Origin of the sequence: Euzebyella marina, from assembly GCF_014855515.1 — a bacterium.
Taxonomy (GTDB): Bacteria; Bacteroidota; Bacteroidia; order Flavobacteriales; family Flavobacteriaceae; genus Euzebyella; species Euzebyella marina.
In genome coordinates, this window is record NZ_JACYFK010000001.1 from 553746 (window position 1) to 574184 (window position 20439).

A 20439-nucleotide genomic window follows, 5' to 3' on the forward strand; every position below is an offset into this window, starting at 1 on the left:
TTATCAGAGAAGCGGGTTTTGACAATCCGCCAGAAATGTGAAAATAGAAATCACCGATTTTTCAGAAGAAGACCGAGAACCACTAAGACATATTTACTATGAGGTTCGAAAAACCAATTTTACGTGGTTGCCAGAGGAGTTTTTAAAGCTGTCATCATTTGACAAAGACACTGAAGGGGAATCTATTTTGGTGGCCAAAGTGAACAATGAAATTGTGGGTTTTGCTTCCATTTGGTCACAAGACAACTTTCTTCACCACTTGTATGTTTCAAATAAATTTCAAGGCTTGGGTATCGGAACACGATTATTAAATCACATTATTGAAAATTCCAGCGCTGACTTAACCTTGAAATGTCTAAAAAACAATCACGGAGCCCTAAATTTTTACCTCAAGAATGGTTGGGAATCTATTTCGGAGGGGCAATCTGAGGAAGGTGATTTTATTTTATTTAAATACTGAGATTCAGAAATTATATCGTAAAAAATTATCTTTTTATAAAAATCTTCTAAGTTTAATTTACATTGTAGATTCCTATTTAAAATTCAATTTGTTCTTTAGGCCGTTCAATTTTCCCCAACTGCAAAGTTCATGTAGTAATTCCACAAGTTGTTCTCCACTTTGAGTAAGCGAATACTCAACTTTTAGTGGCACTTGGTTGAATATTTTCTTATCCAATATCCCTGCAGCGGAAAGTATGTTCAGGTTTTTTGAAAGCACATTGTCTGAAATGCCCTCTAGGTTTTCTTTTATTTCACTGAATCGGCAAATGTCTTTTTCAATAAGAAATAGAATTTCAGACACCTATCTTTTGCCCATAAGTTTAAGTACCTTGTTAAGGGTACACTTTTCCTCCAAATAAGCTTCATTCAAAAAATTACTAGAGCTTTCCTTACGTAATCCCATACTCACTTTTTTATTAGTTACTCATAATAAGCCAATTCCTTTTAAGACTCTGATTCTTAGGCTATCTTAGGCACAACCTAACATATGATGAAAATTAAAACATTTATAATTGACGCTTTTACCAACAGCAAATTTAAGGGTAATCCAGCTGGAGTCTGTTTGCTCGCTACCGAAATTGACAAAAGTATCATGCAGTCTATTGCCAATGAGTTAAACCTGTCCGAAACAGCCTTCATTTTGAGAAAAGGGAGTTCAGACTATAATTTTTTTATTCGGTATTTCACGCCCACTGTGGAAATACCGTTTTGCGGGCACGCTACCTTGGCCGCCTCGACACTTGTTTTGAACCATCTTCGCCAGAACAATGTCAGTTTTTCCACAGAAAACGGATTAAGCCTCTACGCCGAAACAAAGGAGGATTATATAGCTATGAGGTTTCCATTGTACGATACAGTTGAGATTCGACCAATTCCAGATCTGCTTGAAGCTTTTGGTATTCGTGATTCACTATATGTTGCCTTTTGCAAAGAGCTAAAAATGTTGCTGGTTGAAGTTGACAGTTTAAACACCTTAAAAAGCTTAGCCCCTGATTTTTCAAAAGCTGTAGCTACAACTAATTTATTGAACAATGTAATTGTCACTACGAAATCGAGTGACGAAGAATATGATTTCTATTCCAGGTGCTTCTGCCCATGGATAGGCATAAACGAAGACCCCGTAACAGGTGCAGCACATTCCATTTTGGCCAAATACTGGGGCAAAAAACTGCGAAAAACCACTATGAAAGCATTTCAGGCCTCTGAACGTGGGGGTTACCTACACTTGAACATTATAGAAGACAGAACTTTAGAGGTCAAGAGCCGCGCACAGATTGTATTGGAAGGACAAATCAACATTTAAAATTTCATCCATGATCACTGAAACATTTAAACATTTATATAAAAGGGACTTACAGAACCTACATACCGAAATAGAGCTCTACCAAGACGAAAAAAACCTTTGGATAATAGACAAAAACATAGCCAATTCAGGAGGGAATCTTTGTCTTCATCTCATAGGCAATCTAAACGCCTATATTGGTGTGGGACTGGCAAAAACGGGATACAAACGCCAACGAGATTTAGAATTTTCGTTGAAAAACGTACCAAAAAGAGAATTGCTAGAAAAGATTGAGGCCACCATTCAAGTCATTGAAAAAGGGTTGGATAGCTTAACTATGGAAAAAATGAAAGATGATTTTCCTGTATTGATTTGGGAGAAGCCAACTGAAATGGAATGGACACTTGTTCACCTTCTCTCGCATTTAAACTATCACTTAGGGCAAATAAATTATCATAGACGATTAATCGATAAAGAATAGACCATGATACTTGAACATTTGGGCAAAAGACCAACAATACACGAATCGGCATATGTCGCACCCAATGCAACCATTTGCGGAGATGTTACCATCGGTGCCAACACACGAATCATGTTCGGAGCACAACTCATCGCAGAAAGCAACCCAATCGTAATTGGAGACAATTGCATTGTGCTTGAAAATGCCGTAATAAGGGGAGCACAGGCATCCAATGTTAGCATTGGGGATAATTGCCTTATTGGCCCCAATTCGCATTTGGTAAGTTGCATGTTGGAAAACAACGTATTCATTGCCACAGGAGCTTCCATTTTTCATAGAGCACTTATTAAAGAAGGTGCCGAAGTTCAAATTAATGGCGTGGTGCACTTAAAAACCGTCTTTCCAAAGAATGGCGTATTGCCGATTGGTTGGGTAGCGGTAGGTGACCCCATGCAAAAATTCCCCTCTTCGGAACATGATAAAATATGGGCCATTCAAAAAGAGGCCAACTTTCCAAACTTGGTTTATGGCATCAAAGAACGTGAAGAGCTTTCAAGCGTAAACAAAAAGCTTTGCATCATTATGTCCGAAAGGTTACTTTCTCATAAAGAAGATGAAATAATTGAATAATAAACGCCAATCTTTCTATAGCAACCACTTGATTCTTATTAAATTGTGACTCTAAAAAAGCTAAGAACTCCTTTGGAAAAGTTGACCATCCATAGTACTTCAAAATCAGAAATTGACCTGATTATTGCTATCGAAAACAATACTGAAAATTCTCAATTTATATTCCCTAATTCAAAAACAGAACATATAGGCCTTATAAGCAATAACGATTTTGCCCATTTAACCTTAAAAACTAACGTCAATAACATCGTAGGCTATGTTATCCTAGCAGGTCTAGAGAATCGAAACCGCAGTATTGAGCTACGAAGAATTGTTATCAATCAAAAAGGAAAAGGCTTCGGAAGAAAAACGATTAAACAAATAAGAAAGCGTTGCTTTAAGGAACACAATTGTCACAGGCTGTGGCTGGATGTTCTTGAAACCAATGAAAGGGCAAGACAATTGTATAAATCCGAAGGTTTTGTAGAGGAAGGAATTTTAAGGGAAAGTGTTTGGGTTGATGGTAAATATGTAAACTTGATTGTGATGTCAATACTGGAAAGTGAATATAGGGCAACATGGAAAGAATCGTAATAGTCGCATATAAACCCTTTAAAGGCAAGGAAAATCAATTGATGGAGCTCTCCACATCACATTGGAAAACACTACATGATTTGGGTTTGGTCTCAGACCGAAGACCAATTCTCATGCAAGCGAAAGACAAAACTGTTATCGAGGTTTTTGGTTGGAAATCAAAACAAGCTATGGAGGAGGCTCATTCCAATCCAACAATGAATAAAATGTGGTCAGCGTATGCCGAAGTGTGCCAATATATTCCTATCGGGTCGGTTGAAGAGGCTAATGCCCTGTTCTCAGAATTCAATCCTCTAGAGATTTAGAAGGTTACAGATGGATTTAATATCAATAAAAAAAGGCACAACTAAACAAAAAAGGCAAATACTCTTTTCATAACTATTTGATTATTAACATCCAGCTCTTGGACTCGAACCAAACAATTTCTAACAACCCGTCTATCCGATAACCTTATATTATTTCAAAATTTGAAAACCTTTCTCTTTTCAGAGCTATCATTTGATAAATTTGCTCTATTATTTCCATGACTTCTCTGGAATTGTGTATGGGAATTATTAAATCTTGTTGATTATGACTGGCGAAACGAGTATGTATATAAGGACATCACAGGTAATGACTTTTTTTAAAGTTGAAGTAATGGTGTTTTAATTTCTATCATATGGTCCAAGACTAATGAATTTTGATAGCATAATTTTCATATAAAAGGTTCGACAAAAATGGAAAGCAAAAAGTTTGCAAATACCTCACCAAAAGGCATTAGCCAAAAATAATCAGCTAAGAAGAAAATGGCAAAAACAGCTACAACGGAAATCAAATCTACGCAAACCACTCTTTTGTAATTGACCATATCTAAAATTAAAAGGCATATGGCCGGTAAAACCTGAATTCCCTTATTGAAAATTTGGCTGGATCCCAGACCAAGATCCATAGATATTCTGAAAATGGCCGCACTCATAAGCATGACCATACAACCTAGCATCAAACGCTTATGGAAAAAGCTATTTTTACGATGCCAGACGGCCAATACAAATAGGGCATAACCGCTAAACAATCTGAAAACATTATGTCCCGTAAGAGTAATATCATTCAGTCCAGCTTCGTATTTATATAAAACTGGAAATAGCCCAGTTGGAATCATCAAAATCATCACGAAAACACCAAAAATCCCTAAACGTTTGTGCAGTGTATATTTTTTGGAACCAATCAGAATTACCTGAACTATATACAGCATCATCCAAATGGTAAATACAATACCATGAAGTATCAACGGTAACGGCAATGGTTCAAAATCATCAAAAAACCTGGATAGATAAAAAGACGGGGCAAAACCCCAAAATACAATCAGTGCATAACAGATGGCTGAAACCTTGAAAAAAATATGTTCTGATTTACTTTTCACGTTAGTTATAACAAGTTTTTTTTAATCTTTATGGTAAGCCACCCTAAAGTCATGTTCAAAAGAAACAAAAGAAGATAATTTGACCAGCGAATAACAGCACCCTATGCAAACGTAAACAAGCATGAGTCAAAAAGCGGGAAATTCCGGTCATAAGGGAACTGACCACAAAAATCACCAATAATTTCTGTGCCGTCATAGAAAAACTGTTCAATCAGCACCAACGCTGAATTTATACATATAGCTCGAAACTATTAGTAAAGGTCAAGAAGAAATACCGAAAGAGAGACTTCAATATCTCCGTCTCGACCACGCTTGTCTAGTTCGACGCAATATTACCCGATGCATTGTTGGCATATGTATTGCCCGATTGGGATAGATTATTGCTACCCTGAACAAAATCAATACCCCAGCCACCACTGTCTTTAACAGAACTGTTTTGTAGCGTCAAATTTGCACCGCATGTCATTACAATGTTACCCTGCCCCCCAGCATTGTACATTTGTTCTGCTCCTCCTCCAATTATTTCGCAATAGGTAAAAAGGTTTTCACTGCTACTGGAATTGATTCCTATACCTAGCCACGTACCTTGACCTTCTGAAGCTCCTCGAAATATGATAGACTCTTCCATAGTGCCCTGAGCATTCAATGACCCTGTGGTTGGAATACAGTCCACTCCGGGACTTCCCAAAACCAATCCGGCACCTGTTTCAAACTCTAAGATTGTACCCGCTTCAATAGTAATTGCTTTTTCCACATAGGTTTCGCGACCTGATAGGTCTGTATCTATTCGATAGGGAACATCCAGTTTTTTAATGACCAAATCGGCATCGGTCACAGCATCACCTTCCACTTGAATATAGGTTCTACCGTTGCCATTGGCATAAGAGGTTGCGGGATCTAACTGATTTACTTGCGGCAAATGCAGCCAAACAGGGGCCAATTCGTTATCGGACAAGGTATTTTCTTGAAAATCTTCGAGCTCGGCATCATCATCTAAAACATAAATACCAAATTCGCCACTTTCCGAAATTGTAGTGTTTTGAATGGTTACTCGGCTATCGCATTGCAAAGTGATATTAGCTGCGAAAGTAGAGGCATTATAGATGCCATCGCTGCCACCCCCTGAGATTTGGCAATAGATGAGTTTGTTGTTTGGGCTTGACGAATTGAACCCAATACCCAACCATGTGCCAATACCTGATGTTACTCCCCTAAAAGTTATTGGGTTTGCCATGTTTCCTGTAGCATTAAGGGAACCAGAAGCGTTTGAACAATCCGAAGCTGCTTCTCCCAATCTGAATCCTGCACCCGAAGTAAACTCTAAAATATTCCCTGGCTCGATATTCAAATTATTCTTGATATCATAGCGTGTACTTTGAACAAATCGATACGGTACATTTACTAATGCCATGCTCACTTCATCATCTTCGATTACATTTTCCCAAACCTCAATATAATCCTTGCCGTTGCCTTGATAATCAGAAGCGCCATCCAAAGCACCCAATTGATTGAAGAACAAGCCTACCGGAGCATCTTCATTATTCGTTATGGTATTTTCTGAAAATTCTTTTAGTTCACTCTCATCAGTTATAAATAATCCATATCCGTCATTATTTTCAATGGTACAATTGACTATTTCGGCACTTGAGTCCTCATCCCTCGAAAGTTGGACGGCGCCTTTTTCACCCGATTGGCCAGAGGCTGTTCGTCCAGCATGCATCACAGATACATATTCCAAACGATTTTCAGGATGGTTGGAACCAAAGTAAACACCCTTCCAGACACCCTTGTTTTCTGAAGTACCCTTAAATATAATAGGGTCATTTGAAGTTCCAATGGCCTTTAATCCACCCCCCTCACTAGTGTAAATTCCACTTTCTTCACCTTCAAAAGCTATTATTACCCCTGGTTCAATGGTCAAAAGCGCATTGCCCTTCACCGAAATGGCACATTGCACCACATAGTCAATTTCATTGCCCGGAGCGATATCTGGCCAAGTTGTATTATCAAAGATTTCATTAGTGTCACATAAAGAAGCATTGGCTTCAATAACGGTAAATGAAGGCCCAGTGGCGGTCTCACCATCAACCACTAATGAAACCGCACCTGAGGTTGCATTATCCGGAACATTAACTACCAATTGGGTACTTGTAGCCGATTTTACATTGGCAGCCGTTCCATTAAAAGAAACCTCATTTTCATTGCTGGTTCCACTAAAATTGTTACCAGAAATCGTCACCTCTGTACCAATTGTACCTGATGTTGGTGAGATGCTTGATATCGTAGGCACCATCACTTGTGGGTCATCATCCCCAGAGTTATCGTCACCACTTTTACTACATCCTATTACCACAAATAGGATAATGCAGCTTACGATTTGCAGTATTAAACTACTTTGCGCTTTTACGTTTGATTTTTCCATAATTGAGTCCTTTTTAAAAACAGTGGGGAAACGTTTGGAATGACACCAAAACTAGGTTGCGTCGTGAATCGATACTGACAGCATAAGACCAAAAAGTGACACTATGGTTCCAAATACTGTTCTAACTTTCAATAATTAATACGAAGATGGGGAGACACCGTAGAGCGCCTTGAAGCATTTAGCGAAATAAGATAAGTTGTTAAAGCCAACTTGATAGGCAACCTGAGTTACAGTATCTGCCTTTTGTGATAATAATTGGGCTGCACGTTTCAATCTAAAATTACGCAGCAACTCCCCTGGAGATTCATTGGTAAGTACTTTAATTTTTCGGTGCAACTGCGTTTTGCTCATTGCAAGGGCTTGTTGCATTTGAGGTACTCCGAAATCTGGATTGGCATATTCCTTTTGTAAAAGGTTCAAAACCTTTTCAAGAAATTTTCTATCCAACGAAGTTGTGGTAATCTTTTCAGGATGAACGGTATTTTCATTTTCCCGATAATAAGATCGTAAACGCTGCCGCTGCCCAATTAAATTCTTGACCCTCGCCATCAATTCCTTGGCTTCAAATGGTTTGGTAAGGTAATCGTCGGCCCCCGTTTCCAAACCCTCAATCTTGTTTTCCACACCAGCTCTGGCGGTCAACATAATAATAGGAATATGGCTTGTTTCAATATTGGTCTTCAATTTTTTACAGAGTGCCATTCCATCCATTTTTGGCATCATCAAATCTGTAATGATTAAGTCGGGAGAACTTGAAGATGCCTTTTTAAGTCCTAAATCGCCATTTGTCGCTTCAACGACACGATAGTCATTTAGAAGTTGGTTCTTGATGTAATGCCGCATATCGTCGTTATCTTCAATAAGTAATATTTCAGGAAGATTACGTGCATCTTTATTTGGCAATTCAAAAGATGTAGGCAAATCGGTCGTCAACCTCACGTCTTTAATGGGTGGACTAGTTGAAGGTTGCGGTGCCTTAATTTTTTCCATGGGAATATGAACCGTAAAAAAAGTGCCCTTTCCCACCTCGCTTGAAACCGTAATGGTTCCGTCCATCAGCTCTACCAAATCTTTGGAAAGGGACAAACCTATGCCCGAACCTTCCGTCTCTTTGGTAAGACTGTTATCCACTTGGTAAAAACGGTCAAAGATAAACGGAAGTTTCTCCTCAGAAATACCACGACCCGAATCCGAAACCTGTATAATCAACTCATTATTGGCATAAAAAGCCTTGAAAGAAACATGCTCGCCATATTCACTGAACTTGAAGGCATTGCTTAAAAGATTGTACACTATCTTTTCTAGTTTATCTCTATCGAAAGATGCCCAGAAGGTTTCGTTTGGAACGTTCACCCGATAATCAATTTTACGTTGCGCAGCATGCGAATTAAATGAACTGGCTGCTGTTCGCAAGCACTTAAAAACATCGCCTTCGGTAGATTTTATTTTGGATTTTCCTTCGTCAATCTTCGAAAGGTCCAACAGCTGATTCACCAGTCCTAAAACTTTATTGGTGTTTCTTCGAATCATTTTTACTTCTTCCCGATCAAGATTTTCATCGGGGTTTTGCTCCAACCTCTCAATCGGACCTTTGATTAAGGTAAGCGGCGTTCTGAATTCGTGTGAAATGTTGGCAAAAAAATTGGACTTCAATTGGTCAAGTTGCTGTAGTTCTTTGTTGGCTTTTTGTTTGATGCGAAATTGATTGTACAACAAAGCAGCCAAAAGCAAAATAAATAGGGCCAATACTATCAAGCCATTGCGCTCGTTTTTTCTTTTGCCCAATTGTAAGGTCTGCACCTCTTTTTCCGATGCCAACAAGGCAATTTCTTTGGTCTTTTGTTCATTTTGATAATTGGCCTCAATATCAGCGGCAAGGTCTCGCTTTTCAATATTGTAAAGGCTATCTCGCATGGTTTGATATTGAATTCTGTAGTCGTAAGCCCCTTTATAATCCGCATCGGCATATTTTACCTCAGAAAGCGTTTTGTAGCCATCCATTACCGTAAGATCAATTCCCAAGGCTTGGGCCAACTTTACCGCGCTCCCTGAATATAATGCTGCACTATCCAACTGCTTTTCGTAAAAAAATTCTTGACCCAAAGACTGACTGGTCATAGCTATGTTTATAGAGTCTGCAATGGCATGGGCAATAGTCAATGATCTATGATAATTATGTATGGCGAGTTGCGATTTTTTTTGGTCGGAAAAAATGTTTCCAATGTTTTGATAGACTTGACACATTTCTCGTTTCAGGTCCATCGTTTTATAACTTTCCAGTGCCTGCTGGTACTTGTCAAGTGCTTTATCGTGATTCTCTTGATTTCGATATATCATTCCCATGCCCTTTAGAACAAAGGCCCGACCAGGAAGAAAATCCACTTTTTTAAAAATGCTATCACTTTGCTCATAATAGTTGATGGCCTTTTCACTGTCATTCAGTTTTTGACTGATCATCGCGATGTTCGCCATGTTGATTCCTGCATTTTTTACATTACCAATTTCGGTATTGATTTTGGCGGCATCGGTATAGGCTTGCATGGCCTTTTTGTATTCCCCCTTTTCATTATGAATATTACCCAAATTGTTATACGAGCTGGCAATTCCCTCCAAATCCTCTAGCTTTTTAGAAAAAGTAAGATTTTGAACATGGTACTGTTCGCCCAGCTCCAAATCACCTTTAGCCGTATAGGTAGTGCCCAATCCTATCAATGCAATGCCTTTTCCAGAATTGTCTTCAATATCTTCGGCTAGTGACAAGGCTTTTTTGTAAAACGTGATGGAAGAATCGTTTTGGGAGCGACCGTTTAGTAAACCGGCGTAAGCATTTAAGGCCCTAACCTCGTATTTTTTATCACGAATGCGGGAAGCGAGGGTAAGTGCACTTTGAAGGTATTCTTCTGACTTTTCTGGGTTTTCATATCGATAAGCACTTGAAAGGGCCAAGAGCAAGGTCACCTTGGTGGAATCTACTTTTTCAGAACCTAGCCGTTGTTGTAGACTATCGATTTTTGACTGTGAATGGCCAAAAACCGAAACAAACAGCATTATTGCGAAAAGTCTTTTAACCATAGCTAAATGTAAGCATTATACTTTTGTAAAACACTTATTATAAAGCGATTAAACACTATCTTAAATTATAAAAAGATTTGTTTGGCCAACTAGCCATAGTTCTTTGCGATGATGGGAAGAATTACTATTAAGTTCCAAATATAAATGATATATAGATCATATGATTTATATTACAATGTTGTGCATAATGCGGAAAAGCAAAGATGAAAAAAGAATTTAAAGTAAACATACCGCAATCCGAAATAGACGATTTAAAGGAAAGGATTAGGAAAACGAGATGGTCAGAGGAAACCGAAAGTTCCAACTGGGCATTAGGAACTGAAACGACTTATCTCAAAGAACTTTCCGATTACTGGGAACAAAAATTTGATTGGAGACAAATCGAGAACAACATCAATTCCTTCCCAAATTTTATAATCGAAATTGACCATTTAAAAGTTCATTTTCTTCATATCAAAAGTAACCGAGAAAATGCAATACCTCTTTTGATTACCCACGGGTGGCCCGGTTCGTTTTTAGAAATGCTAAAAATAATACCGTTTTTAACAGACGAATTTGATTTGGTCATTCCGTCAATCATCGGATTTGGATTTTCAGAAAACAAAATAAAAAATGATGTCGACTATGGTTTTGTAGCCGAAATTTGGCATAAATTAATGCTTGAACTCGGCTATCAAAACTACGGATTGCAAGGCGGGGATTTGGGAGCTGGAATTAGTATCCGATTGGCACAGAAACACCCTGAAAATATCATAGGGCTGCACCTTAACTATATTTCCGACTCCTACAAACCCTATTCAGTAGACGAAAAGGACAATGAAGTCAAAGAGTATCAGGAATACTTGAAAAACTGGAATGAAAAAGAAGGGGCATATGCAATTATGCAAAGTACAAAACCTTTGACATTGTCATACGGACTTAACGATTCACCTATTGGACTCTGTGCATGGATAGTCGAAAAGTTCAATGCTTGGAGTGATCATAATGGAAACATCGAAAACTGTTTTTCAAAGGATGAATTGATTGCAAATATCAGTCTCTATTGGTTTACGAAGACAATCTATTCCTCGATGAAAATTTATCATGGCATAAGTTTAAGTCCTTTGGTTTTTAAAGAAAAAGATTATGTAAATGTTCCGATAGGTTTTGCGAAATTCCCAAAAGAATTACCTGTTCCACCGAGAAAGTATATAGAAAAGGGACTGAACATCGTACATTGGACGGATATGCCAAAAGGTGGACATTTTGCCGCTTTGGAACAACCTGAACTTTTGGCATCCGACTTAAAATCGTTCTTTAAGAAAATAGAAAGAAGCACTATGCAAAAGATTGTATAACCGCAATTAGGCGGATTCGACTAAGTCCAAATCCTCTCGGAATTGCTAATGGCAGTTCTAAATCGAAAACCAACGAATAATTACCCGTAACTGACGGTTTTACGCAAACGTTGATCGTAATTTTGGAGCAATATTTGAGGCTAAGACCAATATGAAAAGTATATACCACTTGCTAGCCATTTTACTATTAGCCGTAAGTTCTATTTTCGGACAGAACCATACTTTTTCGGAATTTGATTTATACGGCTGTTGGAAAATGGAATTTGCTGAAAAACAAAATGTAATTAAGAAAAGGATTTATGTTCCATGCGATATTTTGAAATCGGAAAATTCCGTAAAGCACTCTGATATTCTTTGGAAAGCCTATAATAAATGTGAATTACAACGAGATTGCAGAAAATATAATCGAACTGAAAAATTCTGATTTGGAATTTCGTGAAAAGCTAATTGAAAGTGGAAAACTTGGCGATGGCTATAATCAAGAAATGGCTGAAATCCACAACAAAAATGCAAAAACTCTCAATGAAATAATTGACAAAATAGGCTATCCTACAGTTGACAAAGTTGGCAAAGAAGCAAATGAAGCAGCTTGGTTAATAATACAACATTCTATTGGCCAACCTAACTTTATGAAAAAGTGCGTACAACTATTGGATATAGCGGTTAAACAAAATAAAGCCAATTCTAAAAATTTGGCTTACTTGACCGACCGAATAGCGGTTTGTGCGAATAAACCACAACTTTATGGAACTCAATTTGATTGGGACGAAAATGGAGAATTGAGCCCTAATCTTTTTGATGACTTGAAAATGGTGAATCAAAGGCGAAAATCTATCGGTCTTAATTCAATTGAAGAACAAACTGAACTCATCAGGAAACAGGCTAAAAAGAACCAGCAATCGCCACCTACAGATTTTAAACGAAGAAAAAAAGAAATCGAGGAATGGAAAAAGATTGTTGGTTGGATATAATAAAAAACCTGTCCATAGCTCTCACGTTACTTCATTAAAAGCTCTGAACAGGTTTTTTATGATACGCACTCCTAGTGCTAATAACTATCTATTTAATATGTGCTAGCATCATTTAATAATTGCAAATCTTCATTTGTTAATTGAATATCTGAAGCCGCAAATAATGTTTCTAAATGGCTCTTTTTAGTAGCGCTAGCCACTGGAGCTCCAAGATTGGGTTGTGCTAATAACCAAGCAAGTGAAACAGTGGCTTGCGAAGTATTATGTTTTTGAGAAACTTCATCTAGAGCCCTTAATGTCTTAAATCCTTTCGGATTAAGATATTTCCTGACACTTTCCCCTCGAACACTTTTGCCCAAATCCTTTTCTGATCGATATTTTCCTGTTAAAAATCCCGAGGCCAAAGACCAGTATGGAAATACGCTCAAACCATATTTTTCTGCTAAGGGTGCATATTTCGTTTCATAATTTTCTCTCTCCAAAAGATTATAATGTGGTTGTAATGCTTGATATCGAGGTAATTCATGTTCTTCTGAGGATTTTAAAGACTCCTCAAGTCTTTGAGGAGATAGGTTTGAAGCCGCAATATATCTGACCTTACCTGCCTTTACCAGTTCGTCATAGGCCTCCAGTGTATCAACGACTGGCGTTTCTTCATCATCAAAATGTGTATAGTAAAGGTCTATATAATCTGTCTTTAAACGCTCCAAAGACTTATCTACTGACTTTAAAATATGTTTTTTGCTAGTATCCACTGGGTGTATTCCAGTTTCACCACCTACTTTCGTAGCAAGCACAATATTTTCTCTATTCCCTCTTTCTTTCATCCATTTACCAATTATGGTCTCAGACTGACCCCCTTCGTCATTTTTAACCCAATACGAATACATATCCGCGGTGTCTAAAAAGTTGTATCCTCTTTCTACAAATGCATCTAAAATTTTAAAGGATTCTTTCTCATCCAAAGTCCATCCAAAAACGTTTCCTCCCAAATTAATTGGTGCAACATGAAGGTCAGTATTTCCAATTTGTAACTTTTTCATAGCCATATCTTTTATTATTTTCCAATTGATTTTTCCATTAGGATGCGCCAAACATTCATAGGCAGCCATTCATCATAGTTCTTCCATTCTTTATATTTTGGAAGTTTAACGGTTTCCGGTATTTCAAAAAAAGCTGTTCCTTTATCCAATTCCAGCTGAACAGCCTCATATAGATCTTTAAAATATTCTTGGACCAAATGCAGATCCTTTCTGGTACCTATAGCTCTAACATGAGACATAAGCAATTTATCAAACTCCAATTCATCAATTTTTTCAAGAGAGGATACCCAATTTTGAGGATCAGCATCAGGTAAATAGGCGTAGAGCACTCTGTCTGGAACAACAAGATCTATGGTAAAAACAATATTTTCTTCTGCAAATCTGAAAACCGTCATTCCGTCACCATGATTTCTTCCATAGAAATAAAGTTCCAATTCTTTATTTCCGATTATAATTTCATTTTTCATTCCGGTCCAGGTTTCATCGGGTTTTAATACTACCGAATTTGGAGTAATATTCTTAGCTGCCATTTCATGACTAATAATCTTCGTACCTGCCGATTTGAATATAGCCGCCCCACTTATATGGTCCCAGTGATTATGGCTATAGAACACGTGACTTATAGGTAAATCTGTAATCTCACGAATAGCCTTCTGGGTCGCCTCAGCATGATTTTTATTGATGGGATCTATCACCACTACGGAAGAATCTGTGACATAAAATACTGAAAATGTCCTGTCACCAACCATATATAAGTCATCATTCACCTTAACAGTATTGTACACTTGCGCTTCTAGAATTCCGGAAACCAATACCAGTAGAAATACCAACTTTTTCATATCATCAAAAATGGTTAATCAATTTCATTTGTACACCCCTATTAACTCTCAGCGAGTCACCAGATATAAATGAGGCTAAAATAATTATCCTATAGATAGATTGCTCAATTTTACCAGAACCAGAACATTTACACCTACACTCTTTTTGAAAATATCCATTTCCAAGATTTTTGCTTTTTCTTCCTTTACAATATCAAAGCAATCTTTCATGGCTAACGATTCAGTTATTGCCTAGATTATGTTCTGCAATTAGTACCCTACAAGCCCTTAATATTACTTAATGGTCGATTTATCTTTTCAAGAAATGAATTATTATAATCAGCAAAAAGAAACAAACCCGTAAGGTAAAGTCCATAGAACATTTGTGTACCCACTGCCGACCAATTTCCCTGTAACGAAGAACCAAAAATGAGTATACATATTAGGATCGTTCCTGCCATTGAAATGAGCTTGATCCGTAATCCTAAAAGTAAAGTCAACCCAAGTAAGAATTCAATAAAAGGCAGAACAATCGAAAATGGTTCAACAATATATAAGGGTAGTACAGTTTCAGAAAACCCTTGAACCATCCCTTCTGAAAATTGATTGATTTTTGGTATTCTCACAATTCCATGCCCTATAAAACTTACCGCTATTGGTAAACGAGCCAAAGTGTAAGCTGTCGTCTCTTTTTGCACTTTATTCTTTTTTCAAAGTAAACCATTTATCAAGTTACCTCGATTGTACTTTTCTATTGATTTATTGTACTTTTCAATCATGAAACGTTATAAACAATTTAACAAATTAGTAGTCAATGATTTCTATACCGATGTATGGAACCATCCCGCTCACAACCACAACCATTTCGAAATAATATTTATAGCAAAAGGTACTGGAGTGCATTATCTAAACCATAAAGCGATACCTTATAAAACTGGGCACTTATATCTCTTGGGGCCAGAGGACGAACATGAATTTAAGGTACATGAAAAAACAAGGTTCATCTATTTTAAATTCACGAAGTTTTATCTGGATACTGATGATGTTGATAACCCAGCCTTATGGAATAAGGATGTCGATATATTATTAAATTCCGAACAACGTAATAAAGGAAATCTAATTAAACACCCAGAAGATGAAAACCTTATTCAAAATCTATTATATCTGATCGTTTCGGAGTATAATAGGAATGTTATACTAAGCCGTAAAATCATTTTTCAATTCTTTAAGGCTTTAGTGGTTATCCTGAAAAGAAATCTAGTTGAATTTGAATCTAAACGTGTTAGAGATAATATGGGGAGTAAAATAGAAAAGATTCTGGAATATATCGAGTTGAACATTTACGACCCAAAAATGCTAACGCATAAAAAGATTGCAGAGTATTTCAACCTTTCCCCTAACTACGTGGGGATATATTTTAAAGAAAAAATGGAAACATCCCTTAAAAAATATACCCAGGAGTATAGATATGCTTTACTAAAACAGCGGTTGGAAAATGGGCAATCCAACAATAAGCAACTGGCATACGATTTTGGATTTGTTGATGAAAGCCACCTATATAAATTTATCAAAAAGGTTAGCGGAAAAAAGATTAGAGATCTTAAATATAATTAGCAAAATTAAAATGGGCTAAAACATCATTAACGTTCTTCAAACTCATTATCCCGTAATTTTGCTAAAAATGTAGCTGTTGGTCTCATAGCTTCACTAAATTATTCCACCAACAAATCACGGTGGCACCAATTAAACGAATCGAAATCTGCAATTCATATGGAAAAAGCGTCTTGTATAATTCATACTCAAAATCTTAGAGATCATTTTTGAAAAATAAAGCGTTGAATTAAGTCAATCGATTTTTATCATTCCAGATAAATTGAAAATAGCAATCGCTATTCTTTTGATTCATTCTTTTCTTCTGACTGGCTCCCAAATATTTTCATCAATTCTTCCCTAGGAAACTTCCAATACTCGATATAGGGGTTCTTCTCTACCTTTTTATGGTACTCCTCAATGAATTGTTGATTTAGAGAATCACTGTCGCCGTATTGACCTCGGAGGGTTTCGAGTTCTTTATGCAACTTGGCCTGTACATCGGCATAGGCCTTTTGATCATACACATTGTTCATTTCTTGAGGATCTTTCTTTAAATCATACAATTCCCAAAGGTCCATCTCATAGTAGAAATGGATAAGCTTATATCGGTCGGTGGTTATTCCATAATGTCTTTGTACGACGTGCTCCGATGGGTGCTCGTAATAGTGGTAATAATGAGCTTCCCTCCAATCATCTGGTGTTTCACCCTTCAATACAGGCACCAGACTTCTCCCCTGCATCTCAGACGGAAATTCCCCTCCGGCTATATCAATAAAAGTCTCAGCAAAATCCAGATTCGATACTAATTCATTATTGACCGAACCGGCTTCCGTAACTCCCGGCCAGCTAACCAACAACGGGGTTTTCAGAGACTGGTCGTACATCCATCGTTTATCGAACCAACCATGCTCGCCTAAATAAAATCCTTGATCGGAAGAATATACGACTATCGTGTTCTTATCCAAACCTGACTCCTTCAAGTAGTCAAGCAATGCACCAACACTCTTATCTACTGCCGATATACAGGCCATATAATCACGCATGTATCGCTGATACTTATAGCTAACGAGTTCTTTTCCTTGCGGATTGGTTTTTCTGAAATCTTCAAGAATCGGATCATATATTTCTTTCCATTGTGCCTTCTGTGCTTCATTCATATTGCCAGGAGGATTTTCACTTAGCTTCAAATCGTCCTCCAATCTCATCGCATCGGCAATGGACATATAATTCGCTGCGGCCGCTTCTCTTCGGCCTTCGTATTCATCAAAGAGGGTGGGCGGTTCGGGGAAGGTCACATCTTCGTACATACCAAGTTCGTTGGGGCCCGGCTGCCATCCACGGTGGGGTGCTTTATGCCACATCATCAGCATAAACGGTTGTTCGTCATTTTTGACCGAATCAAGCCAATCCAATGACTTCTCGGTTATGATTTCCGTAGCATAGCCCTCTTCGGTATATTCCCCTTCCTGATTTATAAAAACTGGATTGTAGTATAGCCCTTGTCCGGGTAAAATGTCATAGTAGTCGAAACCAGTGGGCGTCCCTCCCAAATGCAGTTTTCCAATTGTAGCTGTTTTATAGCCAGTTTTCTGAAGAACCTTGGCATACGATTGCTGATCGAAATCAAACTGCGAACCAATCGTGTTGTCAATAAATCCATTTAGGTGACTGTATTTTCCGGTAAGAATGGTGGCCCTAGATGGTCCGCATATAGAGTTCGTCACCAAGCAATTGTTAAATCGCATACCTGCTTCGACAATACGGTCTATATTGGGTGTGGGTGCCAATTTAGCCATAGGCCCACCATAAGCACTTATTGCTTGATAGGCATGGTCATCACTCATAATAAAAATGATATTGGGCTTCGCCGGTATTTCCTTTTTTTCAACTGCATCTTTGCAGGAGCTAAGACTAATTGAAATACCCGTTAAGAGAATTAAATAGTTTAACTTCATAGGTGTATCCTTAGACCTACTAATGTAGGTAATTTTAATGTGGTTTGGTATTGCACTAATTTTTATACTCCATGACAAATTCATGCACCATTCCAATAATGGAAAAAGCTATAAAAACACGTATAATCACTAAAAATTCACTTTTTTCAATTGGTTTGGAGAACGAGATTTTTCAAAAAGAAATAAGAGCCATAGTTAAAAGTCATTAACCGCAATAATGTAATAATTCGTCTGCAAATAGTGAGTGCTATTCAAATGAATTGAAACAAAAATGGAAAACGTAATAACTCCAAAAAAGGCTTGAAGAATTATAAGTTATAGAAACAACGATTGAAATCAAGAACCATTCTCATTCATTTTAATTTGAGACATATTTCTCGTCAATTGCCATCCTAGTTTTACAAATAATTACTGCTACCCAAAATAGTCTTTGGCTCCTATGAATAAAAAAAGAAGGTTCTTTTTAGTACGCACAGGTAGAAATTCTTCTTATTGAAAAGGCATATCACACAAACCCTAAATTATTACATATATAAAAAAATCATATATTTGATGTCTTTGTTGTAAAAAATCAATGGTTAAAATAGTTAATTAACAATCAGAATTATTTAGAATTGCAACATTGATTCCTCATATGGTTAAAATTGAGCAAATAAATCACTACGAAAGTTTAGCTGACCAAGAGGCCTGGAAGGGTTTGCAGCAAGGCGATTTGAATTCTTTGGGTGAGCTATATGATTTATATGTCGACAAACTTTTTTATATAGGGATCAAGATTATTAACGATCGAAATATCGTACAAGATCAAATTCACGATTTGTTTTTAGACTTTTATAAATCTCATGAGAACCTCTCAGATGTTACCAATGTGCAGGGCTATGTAATCACTTGTTTTAAAAGGCGACTTTACAAACACAATAATTTAAAGGTCAAACATGTAAATGTTATCTGGGACAGTAAAGCCAATAAAATTGCCAACGACTTGAAGTTAGTTTCCTCCCATGAGGAAAATATTATCAATTCTGAACTACAGATAGAGCGCAATTACAAATTAGAGCGAAAGTTTTCCAAACTAACAGACCATCAAAAAAGTGTTCTAGAAATGCGCTTCCAAGAAAATAGGTCGTATGAGGAAATTGCCAAATTATTAAATTTATCGGTCTCTTCGGCCCGCACTTTATTATATAGGGCAATAAAAACCCTCCGCAACACTTCTCTATCTCTGCTCTTTTAATTTTTTTTCATTTATGTGTCTATAACGATAGAGTTTTAGACTCTTATTAATAGACCGGTCAACTTGATTCTGCAAATAGGGCAGATTATAAGGAACTTATATAGATGAAAACTGACAAAGACAATTCACTAACTGACAAGGAAAAAAGAGCATTGCGTCGCCGTTTAATGAATTCAGCAACGAATTTGAATAGGAAAAGAAAACGTAATCGATATTACATTCTTTTCGGTACCGCAGCAAGTGTTATACTTCTCTTAGGATTGTTTTTAGGCAACCACAATAAGGCAGAAAAAGGTTTACAAGATTTTGTGGATAAAACTCCCAGAGTTGATATAAAATCGCTTGATAAAACAACTGTCGTCTTAGGGGCAGGTGAGAATATTGCTATCGATAGTACGAGTACGGTTCAATATTCGCCCAATGGTTCTTATGTAGATTTTGGAAAGGGAAAGGTTTATAATCAAAGAGCTGTAGTTAATAAAAAATCTATTTATAATACAATCCTAGTTCCGTATGGAGAACGTTTAGATGTGATTTTATCGGATGGCACTCATGTATGGATCAATTCCGGTTCTAAATTAATTTATCCTGCTCAATTTAATGAAAACGATAGGTATAGAGAAGTTTATTTGGAAGGAGAGGCGATTTTTGATGTAGCTCATAATACCCAAAAACCATTTAAGGTGCTTTCTGAAAATCAAGAAATCGAGGTTCTTGGTACTGTTTTCAATGTTTCCGCATACTTGGAAGACGAACATTTAGAGACTGTTCTAAAAAGTGGAAGAATCAAGCTTACTTATCTGAAGGATGAATCAAAATCATTTGTAATTCAACCTGGAACACTGTCAAGCCTAAATGTTACAACTTTTCAGATTGACAAATATCAAGTTGATGTTGATGATTATTTTGGATGGAGAGAGGGTTATTTAAGTCTTAAACGGGAACCGTTGGACCACATTGTTTCAAAATTATCTAGATACTACAACGTAGAAATACTAATTGCCGATGAGCAATTATCTAAGGAGACCTTTTCAGGGAAGTTGGATTTAAAGGACAATATCAGCAAGGTACTTGAGAATATTAAGATGACCACCAAAGTGAAGGTCAATATAGAAAAGGATAAAATTATATTAACCAGATAAACCAAAT

20 protein-coding genes are annotated in these 20439 nt (G+C 37.1%); 11 read left to right on the forward strand and 9 right to left on the reverse strand.

The annotated features are described in order from the left end of the window. The first annotated feature begins 37 nt into the window (after positions 1-37). Positions 38-460 carry a GNAT family N-acetyltransferase gene (locus IL356_RS02185; RefSeq protein ID WP_121847426.1) on the forward strand — a complete coding sequence of 141 codons (423 nt, stop codon included), beginning with the start codon at positions 38-40 and terminating at the stop codon, positions 458-460. A 72-nt stretch (positions 461-532) separates the two neighbouring features. Here IL356_RS02185 and IL356_RS02190 read toward each other — a convergent pair whose 3' ends face one another. Continuing rightward, positions 533-802: a winged helix-turn-helix transcriptional regulator gene (locus IL356_RS02190; RefSeq protein WP_121847425.1), complete on the reverse strand. Its 270-nt coding sequence runs from the start codon at positions 800-802 to the stop codon at positions 533-535. Between the two features lie 186 nt (positions 803-988). Between IL356_RS02190 and IL356_RS02195 the strand changes: the two genes are divergently transcribed. Genes IL356_RS02195 through IL356_RS02215 form a run of 5 tightly spaced genes read left to right on the forward strand, consistent with a single transcriptional unit; the run spans position 989 to position 3751 of the window. Further along, complete coding sequence (locus IL356_RS02195; RefSeq protein WP_121847424.1) at positions 989-1804, forward strand: PhzF family phenazine biosynthesis protein; 816 nt, start codon at positions 989-991, stop codon at positions 1802-1804. A gap of 10 nt (positions 1805-1814) precedes the next feature. Next, positions 1815-2264, forward strand: a complete 450-nt coding sequence (locus IL356_RS02200; RefSeq protein ID WP_121847423.1) for a DUF1572 family protein — start codon at positions 1815-1817, stop codon at positions 2262-2264. A 3-nt stretch (positions 2265-2267) separates the two neighbouring features. Further along, positions 2268-2873: a gamma carbonic anhydrase family protein gene (locus IL356_RS02205; protein WP_121847422.1), complete on the forward strand. Its 606-nt coding sequence runs from the start codon at positions 2268-2270 to the stop codon at positions 2871-2873. 45 nt (positions 2874-2918) lie between these two features. Further along, the gene (locus IL356_RS02210; RefSeq protein ID WP_162987787.1) at positions 2919-3446 is read left to right on the forward strand and encodes a GNAT family N-acetyltransferase; all 528 of its coding nucleotides are present in this window, start codon (positions 2919-2921) and stop codon (positions 3444-3446) included. Beyond that, positions 3431-3751, forward strand: coding sequence for a hypothetical protein (locus IL356_RS02215; RefSeq protein ID WP_121847420.1), 321 nt, complete (start codon positions 3431-3433; stop codon positions 3749-3751). The genes IL356_RS02210 and IL356_RS02215 overlap by 16 nt, the downstream gene beginning before the upstream one ends. Before the next feature lie 389 nt (positions 3752-4140). Here the strand turns inward: IL356_RS02215 and IL356_RS02220 are convergent, their stop codons facing one another. From IL356_RS02220 to IL356_RS02230, 3 genes are all read right to left on the reverse strand, one after another. Next, on the reverse strand, positions 4141-4845 hold the full coding sequence (locus tag IL356_RS02220; protein WP_121847419.1) for a hypothetical protein: 705 nt from the start codon (positions 4843-4845) through the stop codon (positions 4141-4143). A gap of 316 nt (positions 4846-5161) precedes the next feature. Next, positions 5162-7267 carry an IPT/TIG domain-containing protein gene (locus tag IL356_RS02225; RefSeq protein ID WP_121847418.1) on the reverse strand — a complete coding sequence of 702 codons (2106 nt, stop codon included), beginning with the start codon at positions 7265-7267 and terminating at the stop codon, positions 5162-5164. Positions 7268-7402: 135 nt separating this feature from the next. Next, a complete protein-coding gene (locus IL356_RS02230) occupies positions 7403-10339 on the reverse strand; it encodes a hybrid sensor histidine kinase/response regulator transcription factor (protein ID WP_121847417.1) in 2937 nt (978 codons plus the stop codon). 203 nt (positions 10340-10542) lie between these two features. On the opposite strand from IL356_RS02230, the gene IL356_RS02235 reads away from it, so the two are divergent. Together IL356_RS02235 and IL356_RS02240 are read left to right on the forward strand one after the other, a co-directional pair. Then, positions 10543-11676, forward strand: coding sequence for an epoxide hydrolase family protein (locus IL356_RS02235; protein WP_121847416.1), 1134 nt, complete (start codon positions 10543-10545; stop codon positions 11674-11676). Between the two features lie 374 nt (positions 11677-12050). Then, on the forward strand, positions 12051-12647 hold the full coding sequence (locus IL356_RS02240; protein ID WP_121847414.1) for a DUF6624 domain-containing protein: 597 nt from the start codon (positions 12051-12053) through the stop codon (positions 12645-12647). 92 nt (positions 12648-12739) lie between these two features. On the opposite strand, the gene IL356_RS02245 is transcribed toward IL356_RS02240, so the two are convergent. The 4 genes from IL356_RS02245 to IL356_RS02255 all read right to left on the reverse strand — a co-directional run bounded on the left by IL356_RS02245 (position 12740) and on the right by IL356_RS02255 (position 15206). Further along, complete coding sequence (locus IL356_RS02245; protein WP_317125490.1) at positions 12740-13759, reverse strand: aldo/keto reductase; 1020 nt, start codon at positions 13757-13759, stop codon at positions 12740-12742. Beyond that, positions 13705-14529: an MBL fold metallo-hydrolase gene (locus IL356_RS02250; RefSeq protein WP_121847413.1), complete on the reverse strand. Its 825-nt coding sequence runs from the start codon at positions 14527-14529 to the stop codon at positions 13705-13707. Before IL356_RS02250 ends, IL356_RS02245 begins: the two co-directional genes overlap by 55 nt. Before the next feature lie 84 nt (positions 14530-14613). Then, entirely contained in the window at positions 14614-14739 is a 126-nt protein-coding gene (locus IL356_RS20230; RefSeq protein ID WP_262688823.1) for a hypothetical protein, read from the reverse strand. Between the two features lie 47 nt (positions 14740-14786). After that, positions 14787-15206: a DoxX family membrane protein gene (locus IL356_RS02255; protein WP_121847412.1), complete on the reverse strand. Its 420-nt coding sequence runs from the start codon at positions 15204-15206 to the stop codon at positions 14787-14789. A 79-nt stretch (positions 15207-15285) separates the two neighbouring features. Between IL356_RS02255 and IL356_RS02260 the strand changes: the two genes are divergently transcribed. Beyond that, positions 15286-16122, forward strand: a complete 837-nt coding sequence (locus tag IL356_RS02260; RefSeq protein ID WP_121847411.1) for an AraC family transcriptional regulator — start codon at positions 15286-15288, stop codon at positions 16120-16122. Positions 16123-16397: 275 nt separating this feature from the next. Here the strand turns inward: IL356_RS02260 and IL356_RS02265 are convergent, their stop codons facing one another. Next, positions 16398-18056: a sulfatase family protein gene (locus IL356_RS02265; protein ID WP_121850569.1), complete on the reverse strand. Its 1659-nt coding sequence runs from the start codon at positions 18054-18056 to the stop codon at positions 16398-16400. 634 nt (positions 18057-18690) lie between these two features. Here IL356_RS02265 and IL356_RS02270 point away from each other — a divergent pair. Together IL356_RS02270 and IL356_RS02275 are read left to right on the forward strand one after the other, a co-directional pair. Continuing rightward, positions 18691-19290 (forward strand): RNA polymerase sigma factor, encoded by a 600-nt coding sequence (locus tag IL356_RS02270; RefSeq protein ID WP_121847410.1) that lies wholly within the window; start codon positions 18691-18693, stop codon positions 19288-19290. A 104-nt stretch (positions 19291-19394) separates the two neighbouring features. Beyond that, positions 19395-20432, forward strand: a complete 1038-nt coding sequence (locus IL356_RS02275; RefSeq protein WP_121847409.1) for a FecR family protein — start codon at positions 19395-19397, stop codon at positions 20430-20432. Positions 20433-20439 lie beyond the last annotated feature (7 nt).